The following is a 19,050-nucleotide window of genomic DNA, read 5'->3' on the forward strand; positions in this document are numbered from 1 at the left end:
ATGGTCAAGCTTAGACACAAGCCGATCTCCCGTCAGAGATCGATCATTCCTCAGCCGACGCCCTCAATGGAAGGTGGGGCCGAAACAGCGCTTACTGGTTTCTGCGCGCCATCAGATCTATACCGGCAAGGTCTATCCGTTCGCGAATTATGAGCTGATGCGTGCCGGTACGTCGCCGCTGCTCGCACCGTCAGTCGCCCGGCAATACATCCGCATCACATCACCATGGGAGCTTCAAAACGCTGCGTGGGCCTATTTGGCGCTGTTGCGTGGTATCAACCAGAGCGAATAGTGCCGTTTAGAAGCTTTATCGCAAGCTCACAATCATCAGCTATTCCCTGTTCGGCTCGCGACCTCAAACAGTTCAGCAGCGCGAGCCGCGATGGAGCTCATTTCCTCAGGCGACAAAGTCGGATGCACCAGGAAAGCCAAGCTGGTTTCACCAAGCTCCCGGGCATTCGGCAAGCGTTCGGCCGGGCGGAAGCCGGTGCCTTCGAACGCCTTCTCAAGGTAGACCTCAGAGCAAGTGCCCTGGAAAACCGGAAGCTTTTCCTCTGCCGCTGCGGCCAAAATACGGTCCCGTGACCATCCGCCTGCCAGCTTTTCGGGGCGAACGTAGACGTAATATCGGTAGTTCGCGTGACGACAGCCCGACGCTTCGCACTCGAGCCGCGGCATCCGCAACGGCCCATTATCTTTCGAAAACCGCTCGAACGCATGGGTCAGGCGATCGGCATTGGCCTGGCGCTTGGCAGACCAATCCGCCATGCGCTTCAATTGAATACGGCCGATCACAGCCTGAACTTCCAGCATTCGCCAGTTGGTCCCGAACGACTCATGCAGCCAGCGGAAACCTGGCGGATGCCGACGATGATAGACGGCGTCAAAGCTCTTGCCATGATCCTTGTAGGACCACATCTTCGACCACAATTGCTTGTCGTTGGTGGTCACCATGCCGCCTTCACCGCCGGTGGTCATGATCTTGTCCTGACAGAATGACCACGCGCCAATGTCGCCGATATTGCCGACGGACTTGCCCTTGTAGATCGCGCCATGCGCCTGAGCGCAATCCTCGATCACCGCAAGACCTCGCGCTCTGGCAAGCTCCATGATCGGGTCCATGTCGCACGGCCACCCGGCCAGGTGCACGCAGATGATTGCCTTGGTGCGCTCGCTCAGAACTTCGGTGATGGTTCGCGCTGAAATGTTGCCGGAGTCGCGTTCCACATCGGCAAACACCGGAATGGCGCCAGCGTTCACGACACAGGACACCGAGGCTAGGAAAGTACGAGAAGTGACGATGACTTCATCACCCGGGCCGATCTGCAACGCCTTTAATGCGACATCCAGCGCCACAGTCCCGTTGCTGAGCGCGACCGCATAGTCTGAACCGACCCATGCAGCGAATTCTCGCTCAAACTGCTTCGTCTCTTCGCCCGTCCAATAATTGACCTTGTTCGACAGGATCACGTCGCGAACGGCGTCCGCCTCTTCCGCATCAAAACAAGGCCATTGAGAAAACACTGGCTTAGCCACGCGCCCCACCCTTCTCCATCAGACGCGCCGGATTGCCGACGACAGTTACGCCAGGCGGAACGTCTTTGGTGACCACCGCGCCCATGCCAACAACCGCCCCCTCGCCGATGCGAAGCGGTTGCCCTGGTTTGCCCTGGCGGAGTACCGCACCAGCTCCGATATAGGCTCGATCGCCGATTGCCACGTTGCCGTTACACTGCACCCCCGGCGCGAACGTCACAAAGTCGCCGATCGCGCAATCATGCTCGACGTAGCTGTAGAGGTTCGCGTGAAAATGTCGGCCGATACGGATATTCGACGTCAGCGTGACATAAGCGCAGATAATCGCTCCCTCACCAACGACCACGTCGTCATAAAGCTGAGACGCCTCCGCACGAACGGTCCACGGATTGACGCCGTGTGCGCTGCATTTCAGCGCCAATCTTTCACGGACGCGACCGTCGGCGATAGCGATATTGGCCAACCGCCGGCTCGCCGGTTCCGCCACGAATTGTGCAAAGGTCATCACGCGATGACCGTTCACCTCCGTCGCGCCCGCACCATCATCAATGAACACCAGTCGATCCACTGGCACGTTCAGTGCTCGACATTGCTGGCGAGCCAGCGGCATCACCCCCCTGCCGCAACCGCTTGCTCCATAGATCGCATAGAGGTCGCTCATGATCACATCGTGTCCTGGCTACCGCGAAACCTCGACATCGTCACCGACCCCTCTTGCGTGATCCCTTCTCGCTTCAGCACTTTGCCGACGGTGGCTGCCAAAATCCTGATATCGAGCCATAGCGATTGATGATCGACATACCAGGTGTCTAGCTGCAGCCGCGATTCCCAATCGAGGGTATTGCGTCCGTTGATCTGTGCCCATCCCGTAATCCCAGGGCGCACTTCATGTCGACGCGCTTGCTCTGGTGTATAGAGCGCCAAGTATTCAACGAGCAGCGGCCGAGGGCCGACCAAGCTCATTTCGCCACGGATCACATTAATCAATTCGGGAAGCTCGTCGAGACTGGTCGACCGCAACCACGCACCAAAGGATGTCAGGCGCTCAGAATCCGGCAACAACTGACCGTCTGGCCCCCGCGCGTCAGTCATGGTGCGGAATTTCAACATCGTGAACAAGGCGCCCCCCCGTCCAGGGCGGGATTGCCGAAACAATACCGGGCTCCCGAGCTTGATGCGCACCAAGATCGCAACAACGAGCGCGGGAAACGCAATCACTAAAGCCGCAGGGATCGCCAATATCAAATCCAGCAACCGTTTGCTCGACGAACAGCCCTTCTCTGGCACTTATCTCTCCGCAGTCAGCCTAGTCAATGTGACCTTTTGAATTTCGATACACGCGCTTCCTGTTCCCTCGAGAGCGATTGCAACCGAATCAGTGTCTGCGTGAGTTGTAAATCGCCCTTCAAAGTCCCGCTTTTGCTGCTTATCACTCAATTCAAACGTGGTGATTGGCGTCAATTCAGCTGGTTGCACCGCCCCGGCTGCACCATTCTTTAGTTGTTCGATTAAAACTCGGACAAAGCCCGATCCAAACAGTTTTAACTTGAGGACGTATTGGGCAGAACCATCAACCTTGATGGCACGCCCACTTTCGTCTCTCTCAACCCGTGCAACATTGATCCAGTGTCGATGAAATAGATCATACGGCAAGCCGCGACAGAGCCGGGCTCGGACGAGCGGTTGACGGTCTGAAGCGATGCTCGATAGCATCTTTCGCCCCCCGAGCGCCAATTTCGTCTCGATGGTCCAAGCTGACTTGTCCGGTGACAGATCGGCTGAAGGCCCAGCGACGAGCGCCTCAGGGCGCAACTGATAGTACTGCCCCGCGTCGTTTTCCCAGCGCAACGTTGAAACCTCTGGTGAAGCCAGCGCGCGAAACAGCACAGAATTATAGAGCGGCGGAATTGCATAGCTCGGCACGTGAATCGAGGTGACGCCGATCTCACGAAGCAGCTCTATCGATCTTTTTAGATCCGTTTCATCGTAGAACGGGACCATCCGCGGGTCCAGATAGCTAAGCATCTTGCGCCGACTGTAGTAGAAATCCGCTGGCTTGAGCGTCAACACGCGCCCCGCATCGGTTCCGCCGTCAACCGCGGAAATCAACTCATACTCAGCAGCCTTGGCAGTCTTGAAACGCATCGGTTTGGCAAGATCACTCAATCCAAGGTTAAGCTTATGAAAGGCATAGTGGGTAAGGACCGCGACATTTACCAAGCCCATCAGCGCAATGAGCGACAGCCCCACGCTCTTCAACGACGAAAACCGTGGAATGACATTCGAAAGCTGGACCACCCCAAAAGCCGCAACGACTGACACCATTGGCAAAGTGATCAGCAGATATCGCTCATTCTTGACAAAATGATCGATGCCGAGCGCTACCGACAGTATTGTTCCTGCGACGTAGCAGCAGATCAAGAGGATCATCAGCCATAACACGCGATCTTGCGTATCCAGCAATCGCGCGCCCGAGCAGATCAGTCCTTGAACGGTAGCCCGAGTTTGACGACCGAGAAAAACAACAATCGAGCCAGCGACTAGCCAAAAGATCAAACCATACGTTTCGAGAGCAAACAGACCCTTCAGCACGCCATATTGAACCAGTGCCGTCGGTGAACCGAGACCGCGACCGATTGTGAAATAGTCGCTCCAATGCAGCCCGCCCAACGCAAACACCACCGGATTGTCGCTGATCGGAGCGCCAAAGAGTTCGGTATTTCGCCAATATGGCCATCCAGCGATTGCCAGCGCCACAGCAAGCGCTACCGCAGCCTCACGCGCTGTTCGAAACCACCCCTTCACTCCGTTATCGAACGCCAACGCTGCGAGAGCCAGCGGTACAAACAAGACAGCTTGGGAATGGGTCCACAACGATGCACCAAGCAAGACGCCGAGCACCGCTCCAATACTGATCGCGTTCGAGTTGAAGCCGACAATCCCGGCAACAACGAGCGCAAAGCCGACCACAGGAAGCGCATCAATCAATGCCGAGCCTGCGCCGAGGAACAATAACGGTGTCGACATGAACAACAATGCGGCCATCAGAGCTGTGGCACGATCAACCAACCGACCTAGCGACCAGACGACACCCGCCCCACACCAGAGGAACCACGGCGCTATCAACCTGATTGCACCCGGCACATCAGCATGCCCTTGGATCACATCGGCCAAATACAGCAGCACGACGTACAGCGGCGGATGTGTCCACGGACCGTAGAAACCGGTAAGATTGCTCTCGGGATTCAGTACCGGATAAGCATGCAGATCTCGCGCAAAGTACAATTCGCGAGCCGCTAAGCCATATTCCAGCGCGTCGTTCTGAATGAGCGGCACCAAGAGCGTAATCGCCAACAGCGCGACAACCGCTGCTCCCAACGCAAGGACGAGCGACCACTCTCCGAGCGACAGAGGCTGCCGATCTGTTCGATCAACCTTGAACTGACGAGGCCACACCACCCGGACCGCAGCAGCACCAACGCCAACAGTCGTTACGAAGGCAAGCGCAACGCCAAGATGAAGCAAGTGACTAGCACCACCCGCGGCGGTCAATGCGAGGATCCCGCCGAAACCGAGCAGGAACGGGCCGAACGCGATCCCTGTTGTCAACGGAAGCCGAGCCTGTCTGGCTTCGATCGACCACGGAAGAACCGACGACAGCACCACTCCGCAAACCGAACAGGCAGCGACAATCCCGACGAACAGCACAGCGCCAACGAGCCCAATCTCAATCATTTCTTGTCACTCGAACGTCCTTCCCGCCCCACTCTGGCGTCGGCCTCGCCGGACTCGCTCCGATAATGAACCCGCACTACAGCGAGTTGCCGCAGTGTAGCCCCATCGTATCGAGCCGATTGATCACCTTGATGGTGTCGTTGAAATCGAGATCGATCGTCTCCAGGTACCACCTAAGACCTTCGACCCGCGGCCGGTTTTCCACCAAGACGGCCTCGAGCGCAGTTGTTCGATCGATTTGCCCTTCCCGGATTTGATTGCTGCGGAACGTATCGAACTCGGTGAAGCCACGCGCAGTCATGTAGATGTAGTTGTAGAATGGCGCGGTGCCATCACCAATTCGCCACGTACTCGGCGAGTCCGGTGCGAGTTCAAAATCATACTCGCCGATGATCGTCTTGTTGACGGTCCGCTCGTCCCAGACGATATGATTGAACATGAAGAAGAAGTCACGGCGCGGCTCAAGATAATACGACGCGAAGGCTCTCGCGGTATCGATCAGCGATTGATTCAAGTAACCTGGATTGGCCGCAAATCGGCTCAGATAGTAGCCGGCCATCTTCACTTTGCGACCTAGCGAAAGATAGTCCAAGCGCGCCTTGTCGAAATCGGGAGGCACACCGCAGAACCCAGATTTGAAGTCGGTGTTCTCGAGCGGATTTGCCGACCACAAATCCAACCGAATCCCAGTCTGCCGCTTCAGGTCGTTGACGATCTTGAAGAAGTGCTTGTCCCCCGCCATGAACAGCGGGACCATCCCAAGATCAGGCTTCTTCAACCAAGCCGATACGTTCTTGCGGACATTGTCCCGCTTTTCCTTGATGTCCGCCGACACCAAAACATTCGGAACACCCAGCGAGCCGCACAGCCGCGCTACATTACGACGTGCGAGATCGGTAACCATCCCCCAGTCGTAAGTGAAGGTGATTGGATTAAACCCGAACTCACGCTTGATCAGGTGTAAGCCATAGCAACTGTCGCGACCACCGCTGAACGGCACCAGCACATCGGGGGAACCATCCCGGCTCCGATAGCCTTCGAGCGACGCCAGGAATTCAGTCTTCGCGTCCTCGAGGTGACGTCCTTTGTACTTAAGCCTATAGCCATGGCAATAATTACAGACCCCACGCTCATCAAACGAAATGAACGGGAACGTTTCGGGGAGAATGCACGCGCTGCAGCGGCGCAATCTCCGCATCGCGTTATCATCGTAGCGGAGCAGCGACTCGTCGGCGGTTGCAGCGCGAATAGCAATCGGAGCCGGCACGTATCCTTTCGGCTGTTTGATTGTAGAGCGCGGCAAGCGCTCGGCGATGAAAGGCGCTTCATTCGCCTCGAAGCCAAATTCTCGAATAGCGCAACCCGCGGCAACGTTAACAACGATTCCCGTACCGGCCTTCACCAATACGGCCGCGCCCAACTGTTCGAGTCCTTGCAACGCCTCGGTGAGAATGTACTTCTCAGAAGCGAACACCAATCCTTGGCCACCCTCGATCCGCGACACGTACAGGTCACCTGTGTTCGTCGCGAGTGTAAGCGTCGCTGTCTCAGCGTGCGTCCAGGCAATCGAAGCAGCACCCTTCAGGGCAATATAAGCATCACGGGTCGCAGCGATCGGATCCAACTGACGATCCATGCTTGATCCGACCAGTGCCGCAAGCACCTCGGTGTCGACCTCCGCCGTTCGTTTCAGATCTGGCCGCTCAGCCCATAGACGATCGACATTCACGACGATTCCGTTGTGAATCATCGTCACATCACCCCATGTCACGGGCTGATTGTTTTCGGAACGTTCTGCCCTGCCATTCGTCACGAGGCGAGAATGAGCAATCGCGATGATGGGATCGGAAGTCGCCTCGTCGCGAGCACGGTAGACGGTATCGAGTGAGGCAGTGAGGACGGAACGGAAGTCAGCATCTTTCAACAACTGCGAGGCTGCCGTCGCACTCTTGAAGATCAACCCCTCACGAGTTGCAGGCAAGCCGACATGCAACCCTGCTGACTCTTTGCCGCGACTTTCCGACAGTCGATAGAGCTTCTCCAGAAGAGCCTCGAATGACCGTCGCGGGATGCTAGCGTTGCCCGCAAGCACAATACCGAAGATGCCGCACATACCTTCACCTGTTGCTCGTCGAACGAACGGAGTTGCTCAGCAGGTTCCAGCCCAGCATTCGCTGAGTGAATACACAAAGCAACAAAACGTTCGTGAGATAGCTGATCGCAGTCCCTGTTGCAGCGCCCTCAACTCCCAGCACCGGGAGCAGCAGGATCGCCACACTCGCGTTGGCGACGACCACACCGACCTGCTGCAATGCTTGAAAGCCAGGATGTCCCGAAACCACCATCAGATTGTCAAACGGGACAAATGAACTTGCCAACACGACACCTGTCAGAAGGATCAACAGCGATGGCATCCCTTCCATGAGCCCCCTGCCCGGAAGAATGAAGCCAGCAAGCACCCAATAGGCTGCGGCGATCACGATCGCGAGCCCCAGCACGCCGGGCACAACCAACTGCCGCGTTTTCTTCATCAGCGACTGAGCGCTTGCCCATTCCTTCTGCTTGACTGCCGCGACCAACACCGGATTGAAGTTGATGCGCACCATGGCAATCACATGATACAGCCCATCAACGAGCATCGCCGCGAAGCTGTAGATGCCGGTGGCGCGGTCGTTCAGAAAATAGCCAATCAGCAGAACATCGACCCGCGAATTAACCTCAGCGAACATACCGCTCGCGAGGCCCTTCGTTCCAAACGCGAAGTGAGACTTAACCCAGCTCAACGAGATCGCGCGCGTCCCGCCCAGTCTCTTCTTCACGATCACAGCGAACGAGCCGAGGGCGGTGACAATCTCCGCTGTGATGAACGCAAAGGTCGACAGTTCAATGCTGGCTTGGGAGGCCGCTACCGAACAGACGCCGATCATTACGACTAGATATCGCGTCGCCTGCAGAATTGAGAACGCCTTCATTTCGCGAAGGCCGTTGAGATAGGCGAGCAGAACCTTATTCAGCGGAAAAAGGAACAATCCAAACGCAGCATAGCCAATCGCGCCGCCCGCATGACCGCTCTGGAACTGACTGCCCAGCCACGGAGCCATCCGCCACAGCGCAACCGCAGCCACACACCCAAGCACAACGGCTAGCAGGGACGCTGTATGAAACATGATCCCGCGCGTGTCGGGATCGTCGGAATAGTACGCTGCGTATCGAAGCACCGAATAATGGATGCCGAACGCAGCGAATTGCGACGCAACGATATAGACAGCGTATGCGAGGTTAAACACTCCGAGAGCCGCGGCGTCTCTGAAGCCAGCAACCGCTATGTTGATAACGATTCCGCTGATTGCCAGGATGACGAAGCTACCCATCGACCACATGATGTCGCGGGTCAGCTTGTTCTTCAGGATCGCGTCACGAGCCGCAGCGACTCTCCGGATCATGCAGCATCCCTCAGCACGCTCCGCCGCTCTCTGTGTTTGAGCGGCGGATTGAGATGCTTATTTTCCGAATAGTCAAACCACATCGCAAAGAACAGCGAATTGAACCCCACCGAAAACGCGAACAGCCAACTCAGAAACGTAATCTCGGGGATCTGCCCCCGCGCGCCCCACAACAGACCAAACCGAACGAACAGAATGCAGCTCAGGGCGATGTTGAAGAAGCCGAACAGATAGAAAAACACCAGCGGGTGGAAATTCCGGATGACGTATTTCTCCTTCAATCGCCAGAAGAAGAGCCGAACCAGCAAGCTTCCGATCGTAAACACGACCTTGCGGATCTTGATGCCTGACTTCTCGCCCACATTATAGACGGGTTCGATCGGCACATCGACGACGCGCATCTCCTCAACGTTCAGCTTGACGAGCAGGTCGTTCGGCTGGCCGTACCGCTTGTACATCTTGTCCCAATTCACGGCGTTCAGCGCGCGGCGATTGATTGCCGTGTATCCCGTCTGCGAGTCGGCAACATGCCAATATCCCGACGCGATCTTCGTCAACAATGACAATGCCGCATTTCCGAAGAAACGAACTTTCGGGATCTTATCGAACGCCTGGCCGGTAACGAGGCGATTTCCCTTAGTGTAATCCGCTTCGCCATCCACCACCGGATCAAGAATGGCGGGCAGATCGTCTGGATCCATCTGGCCATCGCCAGCCATGACGACGGCTACGTCGTAGTCGTTGTCGCGTGCCCATTTGTATCCGGTCGCGATCGCGCCACCCACACCTTGATTGACTTCGTGCTCAAGCAGTGTCACTCGCCCCGATCCATAGGCCGGATGCGATCGGATCACCTCTGATGTCTTGTCTTTGCTGCAATCATTGACGATCACGATCATGTCGACGATGTCAGGCATCGTATCAATGACGCGCGCAATTTGCGTTTCCTCATTGTGGGCCGGAACGACCACGGAAACTCGTTGATTTCGGTACATTGGGGAGGCTCATCGGGCTGCGGATACAAAAACAAGTCGTTCTTGCATCCGATACAAACGTTTCATCGGCAAGCCGACGCACACAAACTCGACTATGACGCGCAGCTCCTGGCTTGATCCCAGTCGCCGGGCCTATCGCCCGTTCTCCGGGCGCATTCTCTTAGCGCTCGTCAGACGCGCTTAACGCGTGCTGTCTTCGGCCTCGCGATGAGGCTGCGCAAACACTCCGATCACGGATCGGCACGCCACTCACAACAGCTCACATCATCGATCCGATATGATCTGCCGCAGGAGCACGTCACTGCGCCCTGCCCTTTGAGCTGCAGGCCGCATAGGCACATCCAACCGATACGTCGCGCCGGCACGCCGACCATCAACGCGAACGGAGCGACGTCCTTGTTCACAACAGCGCCAGCGCCGACAAAAGCGTGCTCACCAATGGTGGTGCCGCACACGATTGTGCAATTGGCGCCCAGCGTGGCGCCACGCTTCACCAAGGTCCGCCGATACTCGTTCTTGCGGACAATCGCAGCGCGCGGATTGTAGACGTTGGTGAACACCATGCTCGGACCGCAGAACACATCGTCTTCGATCTCGACGGCGTCGTAGATCGAGACGTTATTCTGCACTTTGACATTGTCGCCCAGCACAACATCGTTGCCGACGAACACATTCTGTCCAAGCGAGCATTTGCGACCGATGCGCGCGCCGCCGCAGACATGAACCCAATGCCAGACGCGGCTCTCCTCGCCGATCACTGCACCGTCATCAACAATCGCCGTTGGATGGATCGACACCGTCATGTCAGTACTCCAGGGGCAGAGCGACGCGCTTGGAATCACGCGCAGACAGATACACCGCAACGAGCGTTTCGAGCGACTTCAAGCCCTCACGACCGTCGGTCTCCGGCTCTGCCTCGCCGCGCAGCGTTTTGATCACATTGTCGTAGTAAAGCGGATGGCCAAAACCATAGACGGATGTGGTGCGATAAGACGCATCTTTGACCTGGTCGTCATCTGCGTCTGGCTCGGCGAACTCCCAATGCTGGATCTCGTTGACGGCAACGCCGCCAACCCGCACAGTCCCCTTCTCACCGATGATCGTGATGCTGCCTTCGAGGTTCTTCGGGTAAGTCAGCATGGTGACATTCATCGATCCGAGCGCACCCGATCGCCACCGCAATGAAATCACACCCGTGTCTTCAGTCTCGATATTGCGTCCGAGCGTGGCCGTGTAGGCCTGCACGCTTTCCACGGGCCCGATCAGCCAGTCGAGCAGATCGACATAATGGCTGGCCTGATTCATGAACGCGCCACCGTCGAATTCCCAGGTACCGCGCCAGGCCGCCGAGTCGTAGTATTCTTGCGGGCGAGTCCAGAACACGTTGATGTTGACCATGTAGATACGGCCGAACCGTCGCTTCTGCACGGCGCGTTTCAAGAGTTGCAACGTTGCATTGCGGCGGTTCTGCTTGACGACGAACAGCCGCACCGAAGCCTCGTCGCAAGCTTTGACCATGCGCACGCCGTCATGCCAGCGCGTCGCCATCGGCTTTTCGGTCAGCACATGCCGCCCCGATTGTGCGATCGCGATCGCCTGTTCTGGATGCAGACCGCTCGGCGTCGCGAGCGACACAATGTCAGCATTTGTATGCTGCAAGAGCTTCATAAGGTCGTCGTGTGGCCGGGCTCTGGTCTGTGCGGCAGCGGCCGCCAGTGCCGACGGGTCGACATCGCACACATCGACCAGTTCGGCGCGATCGCTATGCGCCTGAAGTGACCCAATGTGGTTCTGAGCAATCCGGCCGCATCCGACCAAGGCAAAGCGGATTTTCCGATCGGTGATCGGCAGAGCAAAATTACGCATATTAGGCTTTGATGATGTGAGGGGCAGGCTCAAGATAACGGCCGCGGGAGTCGATGATCAGCTTCGAATTGTTCTTGATGACATCGTAGTCGAAACGGTCGTGATCCGTCGCGAGTAGCACGCAGTCGTAAGACTGCAGGGCTTCGGGCGTCGGATCGACGCTCTTCAGATCGAAACGATGCTCGCGCAGCTTGGGAAACACCGGCAAATGCGGATCGGAATAATCTACTGCCGCGCCGAGATCCCGCAACTTCTCCATCAGCAGCACCGATGGCGATTCGCGCATGTCATCGACGTTCTTCTTGTAGGCGATGCCAAGCACCAGAATCTTGCTGCCCATGATCGCTTTTCGTTTAGCGTTCAGGCCGCTCGCAACCTTGGACACCACGTAGTCGGGCATCGATGAATTGATCTCGCCAGCAAGCTCAATGAACCGGGTGTGAAGTCCGAATTCACGCGCCTTCCAAGTGAGATAGAACGGATCGATCGGAATGCAATGCCCGCCGAGGCCAGGCCCCGGATAGTAGGCAACGAACCCAAACGGCTTGGTGGCCGCGGCCCTGATCACTTCGTGAATGTCGATACCCATGCGGTCCGCGACCACTTTGATTTCGTTCATCAGGCCGATGTTCACCGCACGATGGATATTCTCAAGCAGCTTGGTCAGTTCGGCTGCGCGCGTCGAACTGACCGGCACAACACGGTCGATGACTTGACCATAGAGTGCCGTGCCGACCTCGAGACAGTCGGGCGTGCATCCGCCACATACTTTGGGAATGGTGCGCGTTGTAAAGTTGCGATTGCCAGGGTCTTCTCGTTCCGGCGAAAACACCAAGAACAACTCCTCGCCAACTTTCAGCCCACGCCCCTCGATCCGCGGCCGCAATTCTTCGTCGGTTGTTCCAGGATAAGTGGTGCTCTCAAGCGACACGATCTGGCCAGGGCGAAGGAAAGGCACCAGCGTGTCGACGGTGTTGAGCACAAAGCTCAGATCTGGCTCGCGATACTTGTTAAGCGGCGTCGGGACGCACAGGATCAGGGCATCCGCTTCAACCGCACGATCGAAATCCGACGTTGCTTCGAACCCGCTATGCCTGGCGGCCCTGACCATGTCCGACGAGATATGCTCGATGTAGCTGTCGCCGGCGTTGAGCCGTTCGATCTTGTGAGAATCGATATCGAAGCCCAGAACCTTATAGCCGACTTCGGAAAAGCGGAGCATTAGCGGCAGGCCGACATAACCGAGACCGACAATTCCTATGACTGCCGATCGGTCGTTCAGCTTTTTCAGCAGTTCGGATTTGGCGCTAGTCACGTGTCCCCCTCTTCAAATTCCAAATCGTCATTTGTCGCCCGCGGGCGACGTCTATGCATGTCATCGGCCACGCCCAGCCAGCAGCTAAATTCCTCTGCGCCGACTCATTGCGGCGGGCGCGGCTGGAGGCGGATAGCCATTCAAACTAAGCAGCTTTCGCCTCTCTGTCGGCAATAAAACTGAAAAGAATTTCCTTGGCAGCCAATTCGTCTTCGCGCCGCAATGCCTCTGTGAGGCGTTCCAACGCTTCCGCCACACGGCTCTGCTGAATCGCGCCCGCGTCGGCAGTCAGGATTTTCGGATGCTTGGTCGGCTTGGCGTTAGCGCGGTCATAAAACAGCTCCTCAAACAGCTTTTCGCCGGGACGCGCGCCCATGACTTGAATTGCGATCCCGCTATGCGGGTTCTGCTCATTGCGCACCTTGAAGCCCGCAAGCCGGATCATGTTCTCCGCCAGATCGCCGATCCTAACCGGATCGCCCATATCAAGCAGAAAGATGTCGCCGCCGACCGACAACGCGCTCGACTGAACGATCAGTTCAGCAGCTTCAGGAATCGACATGAAATAACGCGTCATGGCGGGATCAGTAACGGTCACCGGACCGCCTTTGGCGATCTGCTCTTTGAACAGCGGCACAACCGATCCATTGGAGCCGATCACATTGCCGAACCGAACTGCGCAAAAGATCTGCTCGCGTCCGAGCGTCTTCGCATCGGTTGCCTTCTGCCGCACGATCAACTCGGCCCACCGCTTAGTCGCCCCCATCACATTGGTCGGACGCACCGCCTTGTCAGACGAGATCAGCACCAATTTGCTGACGTTATGCTCGAACGCCACCTCGGCGACGGTGAGCGTACCAATTACATTGTTGCGGATCCCCTCGATCACGTTGTCTTCAAGCAACGGCACGTGCTTGTGCGCCGCTGCGTGGTAGACCACCTCGACGCCGTTGCGCGTGATCGCCCGCCGCACCGCAGCCTTGTCAGTAATCGAGCCGAGAAAAGGAATGACCTCGCAGCGTGTGGCCGATAATTCGCGATGAATGCTGTACAGTGCGTATTCATTGGCTTCGAATAGAACCAGCTTAGCCGGCTTCCACTTCGCGACCAGCCGGCACAGCTCCGAACCAATCGAGCCGCCAGCGCCGGTCACCATCACCACGCGGCCTTCAAGCACTTGGCTGAGCAGCGCAGGATCAGGCGGAATAAAAGATCGGCCGAGCAGTTCGTCGAGCTCGATCTCGCGAATCTGATTGACGATGTAGCGCCCTTCCACGATATCGGCGATATCGGGAAGCATCCGAGCAGTGATGCCGAGGCTGGTGACTTCGGAAATCACAGCATGACGAACTTCCGGCGAGATCGAGGACATCGACAACACGATTTCTTCGACGTCATATTGATCGATCAAGGTACTGAGGTTGTCGGCCGGAAACACGCGGTGACCGGCCAGATCCCTGCCATGATGTTGAGGGTCCTGATCGACAAACCCCACCACTTGCCGGGTGCCATCGCCCCTCAGCGCTCCCGCCAGCCGCACCGCGGATTGACCCGTGCCGTAGATCAGCACCGGCCGCTTGCCGCCTTGCATTGGCACGTCGGTCAACAACTGTTTCACGGCGAAACGACTGCCGGCGATTAAGAACGATCCGATCACGAAATAAAACAGCGGGATTGAACGCGGCACGATGCCCTGCCCGGTCATCTCGAGCAGGAACACCAGAATCACCCAGGCCATGGTCGCGAGCAGCATGGCCCTGGCGACCGTCCAGATCGCGGCTCCCGGCAGATGGCGCACCACCGCGCGATACAATCCCATCTTGATGAAGATCGGCACCGCAACCGCGGGCGCCAGCACGCCCAGCACAATCCGCTTCAGCGTGATATCCGGGGCCCACATCGCGTAGCGCAGCGCGTAGCTCGCCCACAGCGCAAAAAGCAGCAACACGATATCGGCGCAAATCAGCAGTATCTCCTTCCAGCGACGTGGCATTCGATCGCTTAGCGAACGAATGCCGACGCTCGCCCGCCCAAGGAAGGTGTCGTTGCTTTGCTGCGCAGCTCTCTGCAATTCAATGTGTCCTCAATTCATCACCTAACGGTTTCAGAATGCCGTTTGGTGAGTCAGGTCAAACAGATTTGGACGTTGTCCCACAGTGACGACGAAGTCTCACGCCGATGAAGTTGTGCCTCACCCCCGGCGGCAAATTCGCCGCCTTACTTCACCACGCCTCGTTCTGTGAATCAGCCGCAACCGGTCGCCCAAAGATAGTCGTGACCGCAGCTGCAGAATGTGGTTTCCTTAATCCAATCCTACCGCGCTGCGCAACTGTCCGTTGTGTCGATCCGTTCCAAAACCTAAGATTCGTGTGTCGGCGTTGCTGCGGCGCCACCCCCCTTTTGAACGCCGCGCCAAACTTTGGAACTGATCGCTTATCACGGCAGAGCAAGACGGAAATACGACCGAAATGCCGACGCACTGGCCTTCGTCACAACAAAATTCAATCGCACTTCGGCCAATGCCAAGCCTCGATCAAACCGACAGCGCTGCTGACGTGAATATAGGAGATACCCCAGCCGCAAGCTGCCGCATTGCACAAAATCAGCGCTAGAACAGAGGGTTAGACCTGGCACGCCAGACAGGGGCAGGCGCAGTGATAGCCGCAGGGCCGTTATGCCGCAACCGCGCCCGAGGCGCACGCCACTGCGAGTCATTTCCACAATTCGCCACAGGTCCGGGAACTATGCGCGACTTAAGCCTTCGCACACCCGGGAACCTGGTAGCACATCTGGCGCACTTGCCGCCGCCAAGGCTGCGTTGGAAGCACCGCCCGCGAACACGGGGTCAGCCGCGAGCTCGCCCACCTGTAATCGACTCAACCGGCGTTGCTGATCAAGGCCAGCGACGGGGTCCGCGGCTTGCGCTCGCTGAGCCGCTGCAACCGGCCGATCATGCCGTCCAGCGAATGATGCTGTCTCCACTCGTCCAGCTGGTCCGCCGGCATCGGCTTGGCAAACAGGAACCCCTGGTGGACATAACAGCCCTGGGCCTCGAGCCACGCCCGCTGATCGGCGGTCTCGACGCCCTCGGCGACGATGGTGTAACCGAGTCCATCGGCCATGGTGACGATGGTTTTCACCAGCACCTCGCCCTTGGGCGAAGAGCCGATGCCTTCGATCAACGAGCGATCGACTTTCAGCGTGGTGAACGGCAATCGCGCCAGTTGCGACAGATTGGAAAAGCCAGTTCCAAAATCGTCGACTGCGATCTGCACCCCCGCCTCGCGCAGGAAGATCAGATTCTGTTGCGCGGCGGGCAGATCCGACATCGCCATCGATTCGGTGATCTCAAATTCGATGAGGTGCGGATCGGCGCCACAATCGGCGATGGTTGCCAAGGCGTCGCGCACGAAATGGGGGTCATCGAATTGCGCCGCCGAGATGTTGATCGCGACCCGGCGCGGCTGCCCTTCGCGCTGCCAATCGGCGCATTGCTGCACGGCGCTGCGCAGCACGTGGCTGCCGAGCGCCGACATTAAGCCGGCCTGTTCGGCGAGCGGGATGAACACCGCCGGCGAGATCATGCCGCGCACCCGATGCGGCCAGCGCGCCAGCGCCTCGACGCCGCATAGCCGGCCGGTCCGGGTGTCAACCTGCGGTTGATAATGCAGTTCGATGTCGCCGCGCTCCAAAGCCTGGCGCAGTTCGCTTTCCAGCCGGCTGCGGTCAATCGCGCCATCGCTGAGCGCCGAGCAGAAAAACCGCCACGGCTTGCGCTCCGTCTTGGCGGCAACCATCGCCAGATCAGCGAAATACAGGATTTCGGACGGATCGCGGCTGTCGACCGGCACCCGCGCAATACCGAGATGCGCGGACAGTGTGAACTCGGTGCCGCCGATGTCGAACGGCAGCGTCAACGCCTGCAGCACCCCCTTGGCATGACGCTCGCAATGGTCAACGTCGACCACGCCCGGCAGCAGCGCCACGAATTGATCGGCGGCAAAGCGGGCCAATGTCAGGTCCGCGGGCGGGCGGCGCTCGAATTCGCCGAAATTCGACACGCCCCATTCGAGCTGGCTGATCTCGCGGGCAAAGCCAACGCGCGCCAGACGGCGGCCGACGTCGCACAGCAACTGATCGCCGGCGCGATAGCCGAACGCATCGTTGACCTTCTTGAAACCCTGCAGATCGATGAACATCACGCTGCCCGGCATCTCTGCGGTCGTCAGACATTCCAGCAGATGGGTCAGCACCACGCGGTTCGGCAAGCCGGTCAGCGGATCGCTGTGCGCGATCATGTTCTTGCGGCGCAGATTGGCGTTGAGGCGCCCGACCAGATGGCGGAACGCGTCAGCGAGGCCGCCGACCTCGCACGAGCACTCGATAGCGATCGGCGCATCGAGATTGCCGGCGGCCAGTGCTTCGGTGCTGTCCTGCAGCGCCTTGATGTTGCTCGCCATCTTACGGGCGGCAAAATAGGTCACCCCGGCCTGAACAACGACGATCAGCGCAAACACCAGCGCTGCGACCACCAGCGGCGTATGTTCCAGCACCTCTTGCTGCCAGATCAGCGCCTGACCGATGCCACTGATCAGAGCCAATCCGAGCGCCAGCAAACCGAAACGGATCGGCACGCTGTTGATGCCTTTGCCTTTGAGCGCGACAGCAGTTTCGGGCGCGTATGACACCTCGGCACCATTCATGCTCATGATCGACTGCTCTCCGATACGACGACATCAATGGCGACGTTGTCTGGCAGGAGAGACATAGCTTACAGAAGTAAAGCGAGTTCAAAGCCTCCGCACCGAGCAGATCAATGCTGATTTGCCTGAAATTCACGAATTCGTTCGCGTCGTGCACCCGCGTCAACCAGCACTCGAAATCAAGCGTTGACACGCGACGAAAGGCTTAGGACTGTTACGAGCAATCGTGCGCTGGCTGAACACCTTGATGCATTGCTCGTTCACGAACAGTCGAGACTTGTGATGCGCCTGAGCCATCCAGCAGCGTAGTTGTTATGATCGCCGTCATCGCATCGTCGGTTTCGCAACTGCGTGATCCAGAACTAACTGCCGATCACGGCTCGTGGGCAATTGCGGCTCAGCCTTAGCAAATGCCAAACAGCGTGGCTTAATGCTCAAACCTGCGATGAACCACGCCCCAGCGAACAAACGCCCCTGTGAGTTGCAAGAACTTCAGGCCCACACGCCAATGGTTGCGCGCAAAATTGATCACCACAACTTTTAGCTGGGACTATCCCGCAACGCACAAGCCTACCCCGCATTTTCCCCATATTGATACCGCCAACCCGAGACCTTATTGATCTCGCTCATTGCGTGATGTTGCAGTGCACCTATCTCTGAACGCCTGAAGTCAGAGAACCCGAGGAGACACCAAGTCCAAGAGCGGGGCTCGCGCGGGCCACTCGTCGATGACGAGCGGTTTTCCGATGACAGAGGACGAGCACGATGACGAAATGTACCCGATGCTGTCAGACCACCGCGACCTTGCAGGTCGAGGACGTTGATGGCGTGTACGAGATTTACTCTTGGACCTGCTCCAGCTGCGGTGAGCGTGTCGACATGGCGATGGCCAACATCGATCCGCTGTTCGAGCTGCCTGATTACTGCCTGATGCTGGATGTCGAAACGGCGGCGACGCCGGAGCCGCATGTTGTCGCCGCGTTGCCGAAGGCGAGCCGTGCGGCACCGCGCCGCGAAGCCGCGCCAGCCTGAGACCAGCAGCAACGCTGATCACACGCGCGGCAGGCCATGATTACTTCGCGTTGTCTTTGCTTGCCGGCGCTTCTTTGGCGGCGGGCTTGGCGGCCTGCGCAGCTTTCAGATCATCCACGGTCTTCTGCAGCGCCGCGACATTGGCGTTGAGCGTCTCGATCTGGCGCTGCGCGGCGTCAAGTTTTAGCCGCTGATCCTGGCCGAGCTTGGTGATCGTCTTCATCAGAAAATCGACATTGCTCTGCAGACAGCTGGTGCGACGCTCCATCGTCTTTTCGACGGTGCAGATCTCAATGCCCGGCACGTCCTGCGCGCGGGCAGCTTGCATCCCCAGCAGCAGGCAGAGGGCGGTCAGCATCAGGCGGCTTGTCACTGCAACCTCACGAGTCGTTGCTCCTGTCGGCAGCGAAGCGGCCCGCACGCCC

Annotated in this window: 15 protein-coding genes; 2 read left to right on the forward strand and 13 right to left on the reverse strand. The window is 58.0% G+C overall.

Going from position 1 to position 19,050, the window contains the following annotated elements:
* Positions 1-292 (forward strand): hypothetical protein (locus BJ122_RS13670; protein ID WP_210205460.1); only part of this gene is annotated, 292 nt, incomplete at its 5' end.
* A 35-nt stretch (positions 293-327) separates the two neighbouring features.
* Here BJ122_RS13670 and BJ122_RS13675 read toward each other — a convergent pair.
* The 12 genes from BJ122_RS13675 to BJ122_RS13730 all read right to left on the reverse strand — a co-directional run bounded on the left by BJ122_RS13675 (position 328) and on the right by BJ122_RS13730 (position 17,599).
* Complete coding sequence (locus BJ122_RS13675; protein ID WP_110781649.1) at positions 328-1,536, reverse strand: DegT/DnrJ/EryC1/StrS family aminotransferase; 1,209 nt, start codon at positions 1,534-1,536, stop codon at positions 328-330.
* Positions 1,529-2,197, reverse strand: coding sequence for an acetyltransferase (locus BJ122_RS13680; protein WP_110781591.1), 669 nt, complete (start codon positions 2,195-2,197; stop codon positions 1,529-1,531). Before BJ122_RS13680 ends, BJ122_RS13675 begins: the two co-directional genes overlap by 8 nt.
* 2 nt (positions 2,198-2,199) lie before the next feature.
* Positions 2,200-2,823 carry a sugar transferase gene (locus tag BJ122_RS13685; RefSeq protein ID WP_110781592.1) on the reverse strand — a complete coding sequence of 208 codons (624 nt, stop codon included), beginning with the start codon at positions 2,821-2,823 and terminating at the stop codon, positions 2,200-2,202.
* Complete coding sequence (locus BJ122_RS13690) at positions 2,824-5,271, reverse strand: ArnT family glycosyltransferase (protein ID WP_110781593.1); 2,448 nt, start codon at positions 5,269-5,271, stop codon at positions 2,824-2,826. It lies immediately after the preceding gene.
* A 76-nt stretch (positions 5,272-5,347) separates the two neighbouring features.
* On the reverse strand, positions 5,348-7,384 hold the full coding sequence (locus BJ122_RS13695) for a hypothetical protein (protein WP_110781594.1): 2,037 nt from the start codon (positions 7,382-7,384) through the stop codon (positions 5,348-5,350).
* A 4-nt stretch (positions 7,385-7,388) separates the two neighbouring features.
* A complete protein-coding gene (locus tag BJ122_RS13700) occupies positions 7,389-8,714 on the reverse strand; it encodes an oligosaccharide flippase family protein (protein ID WP_110781595.1) in 1,326 nt (441 codons plus the stop codon).
* Positions 8,711-9,685 carry a glycosyltransferase family 2 protein gene (locus BJ122_RS13705; RefSeq protein ID WP_210205461.1) on the reverse strand — a complete coding sequence of 325 codons (975 nt, stop codon included), beginning with the start codon at positions 9,683-9,685 and terminating at the stop codon, positions 8,711-8,713. The genes BJ122_RS13700 and BJ122_RS13705 overlap by 4 nt, the downstream gene beginning before the upstream one ends.
* A gap of 254 nt (positions 9,686-9,939) precedes the next feature.
* A complete protein-coding gene (locus BJ122_RS13710; RefSeq protein WP_110781597.1) occupies positions 9,940-10,512 on the reverse strand; it encodes an acyltransferase in 573 nt (190 codons plus the stop codon).
* 1 nt (position 10,513) lies between these two features.
* Positions 10,514-11,575 (reverse strand): Gfo/Idh/MocA family protein, encoded by a 1,062-nt coding sequence (locus BJ122_RS13715; RefSeq protein ID WP_110781598.1) that lies wholly within the window; start codon positions 11,573-11,575, stop codon positions 10,514-10,516.
* A 1-nt stretch (position 11,576) separates the two neighbouring features.
* The gene (locus tag BJ122_RS13720; protein WP_210205462.1) at positions 11,577-12,890 is read right to left on the reverse strand and encodes a nucleotide sugar dehydrogenase; all 1,314 of its coding nucleotides are present in this window, start codon (positions 12,888-12,890) and stop codon (positions 11,577-11,579) included.
* A 145-nt stretch (positions 12,891-13,035) separates the two neighbouring features.
* Entirely contained in the window at positions 13,036-14,961 is a 1,926-nt protein-coding gene (locus BJ122_RS13725) for a polysaccharide biosynthesis protein (RefSeq protein WP_245407729.1), read from the reverse strand.
* 805 nt (positions 14,962-15,766) lie between these two features.
* Positions 15,767-17,599: a putative bifunctional diguanylate cyclase/phosphodiesterase gene (locus BJ122_RS13730; RefSeq protein WP_110781601.1), complete on the reverse strand. Its 1,833-nt coding sequence runs from the start codon at positions 17,597-17,599 to the stop codon at positions 15,767-15,769.
* A gap of 798 nt (positions 17,600-18,397) precedes the next feature.
* Here BJ122_RS13730 and BJ122_RS13735 point away from each other — a divergent pair.
* A complete protein-coding gene (locus BJ122_RS13735; protein ID WP_110781602.1) occupies positions 18,398-18,625 on the forward strand; it encodes a hypothetical protein in 228 nt (75 codons plus the stop codon).
* Positions 18,626-18,665: 40 nt separating this feature from the next.
* Here the strand turns inward: BJ122_RS13735 and BJ122_RS13740 are convergent, their stop codons facing one another.
* Positions 18,666-18,983 carry a hypothetical protein gene (locus tag BJ122_RS13740; RefSeq protein WP_181418959.1) on the reverse strand — a complete coding sequence of 106 codons (318 nt, stop codon included), beginning with the start codon at positions 18,981-18,983 and terminating at the stop codon, positions 18,666-18,668.
* Positions 18,984-19,050: the final 67 nt, after the last annotated feature.

The organism is Rhodopseudomonas faecalis, from assembly GCF_003217325.1.
In the GTDB taxonomy this organism is placed as follows: Bacteria; Pseudomonadota; Alphaproteobacteria; order Rhizobiales; family Xanthobacteraceae; genus Rhodopseudomonas; species Rhodopseudomonas faecalis.

Excerpts from the sequence above, each read along its gene's own strand:
- BJ122_RS13680 (WP_110781591.1), bottom strand. The coding sequence starts at position 2,197 with ATGAGCGACCTCTATGCGATCTATGGAGCAAGCGGTTGCGGCAGGGGG.
- BJ122_RS13690 (WP_110781593.1), bottom strand. The coding sequence starts at position 5,271 with ATGATTGAGATTGGGCTCGTTGGCGCTGTGCTGTTCGTCGGGATTGTC.
- BJ122_RS13695 (WP_110781594.1), bottom strand. The coding sequence starts at position 7,384 with ATGTGCGGCATCTTCGGTATTGTGCTTGCGGGCAACGCTAGCATCCCG.
- BJ122_RS13700 (WP_110781595.1), bottom strand. The coding sequence starts at position 8,714 with ATGATCCGGAGAGTCGCTGCGGCTCGTGACGCGATCCTGAAGAACAAG.
- BJ122_RS13710 (WP_110781597.1), bottom strand. The coding sequence starts at position 10,512 with ATGACGGTGTCGATCCATCCAACGGCGATTGTTGATGACGGTGCAGTG.
- BJ122_RS13715 (WP_110781598.1), bottom strand. The coding sequence starts at position 11,575 with ATGCGTAATTTTGCTCTGCCGATCACCGATCGGAAAATCCGCTTTGCC.
- BJ122_RS13730 (WP_110781601.1), bottom strand. The coding sequence starts at position 17,599 with ATGAGCATGAATGGTGCCGAGGTGTCATACGCGCCCGAAACTGCTGTC.
- BJ122_RS13740 (WP_181418959.1), bottom strand. The coding sequence starts at position 18,983 with ATGCTGACCGCCCTCTGCCTGCTGCTGGGGATGCAAGCTGCCCGCGCG.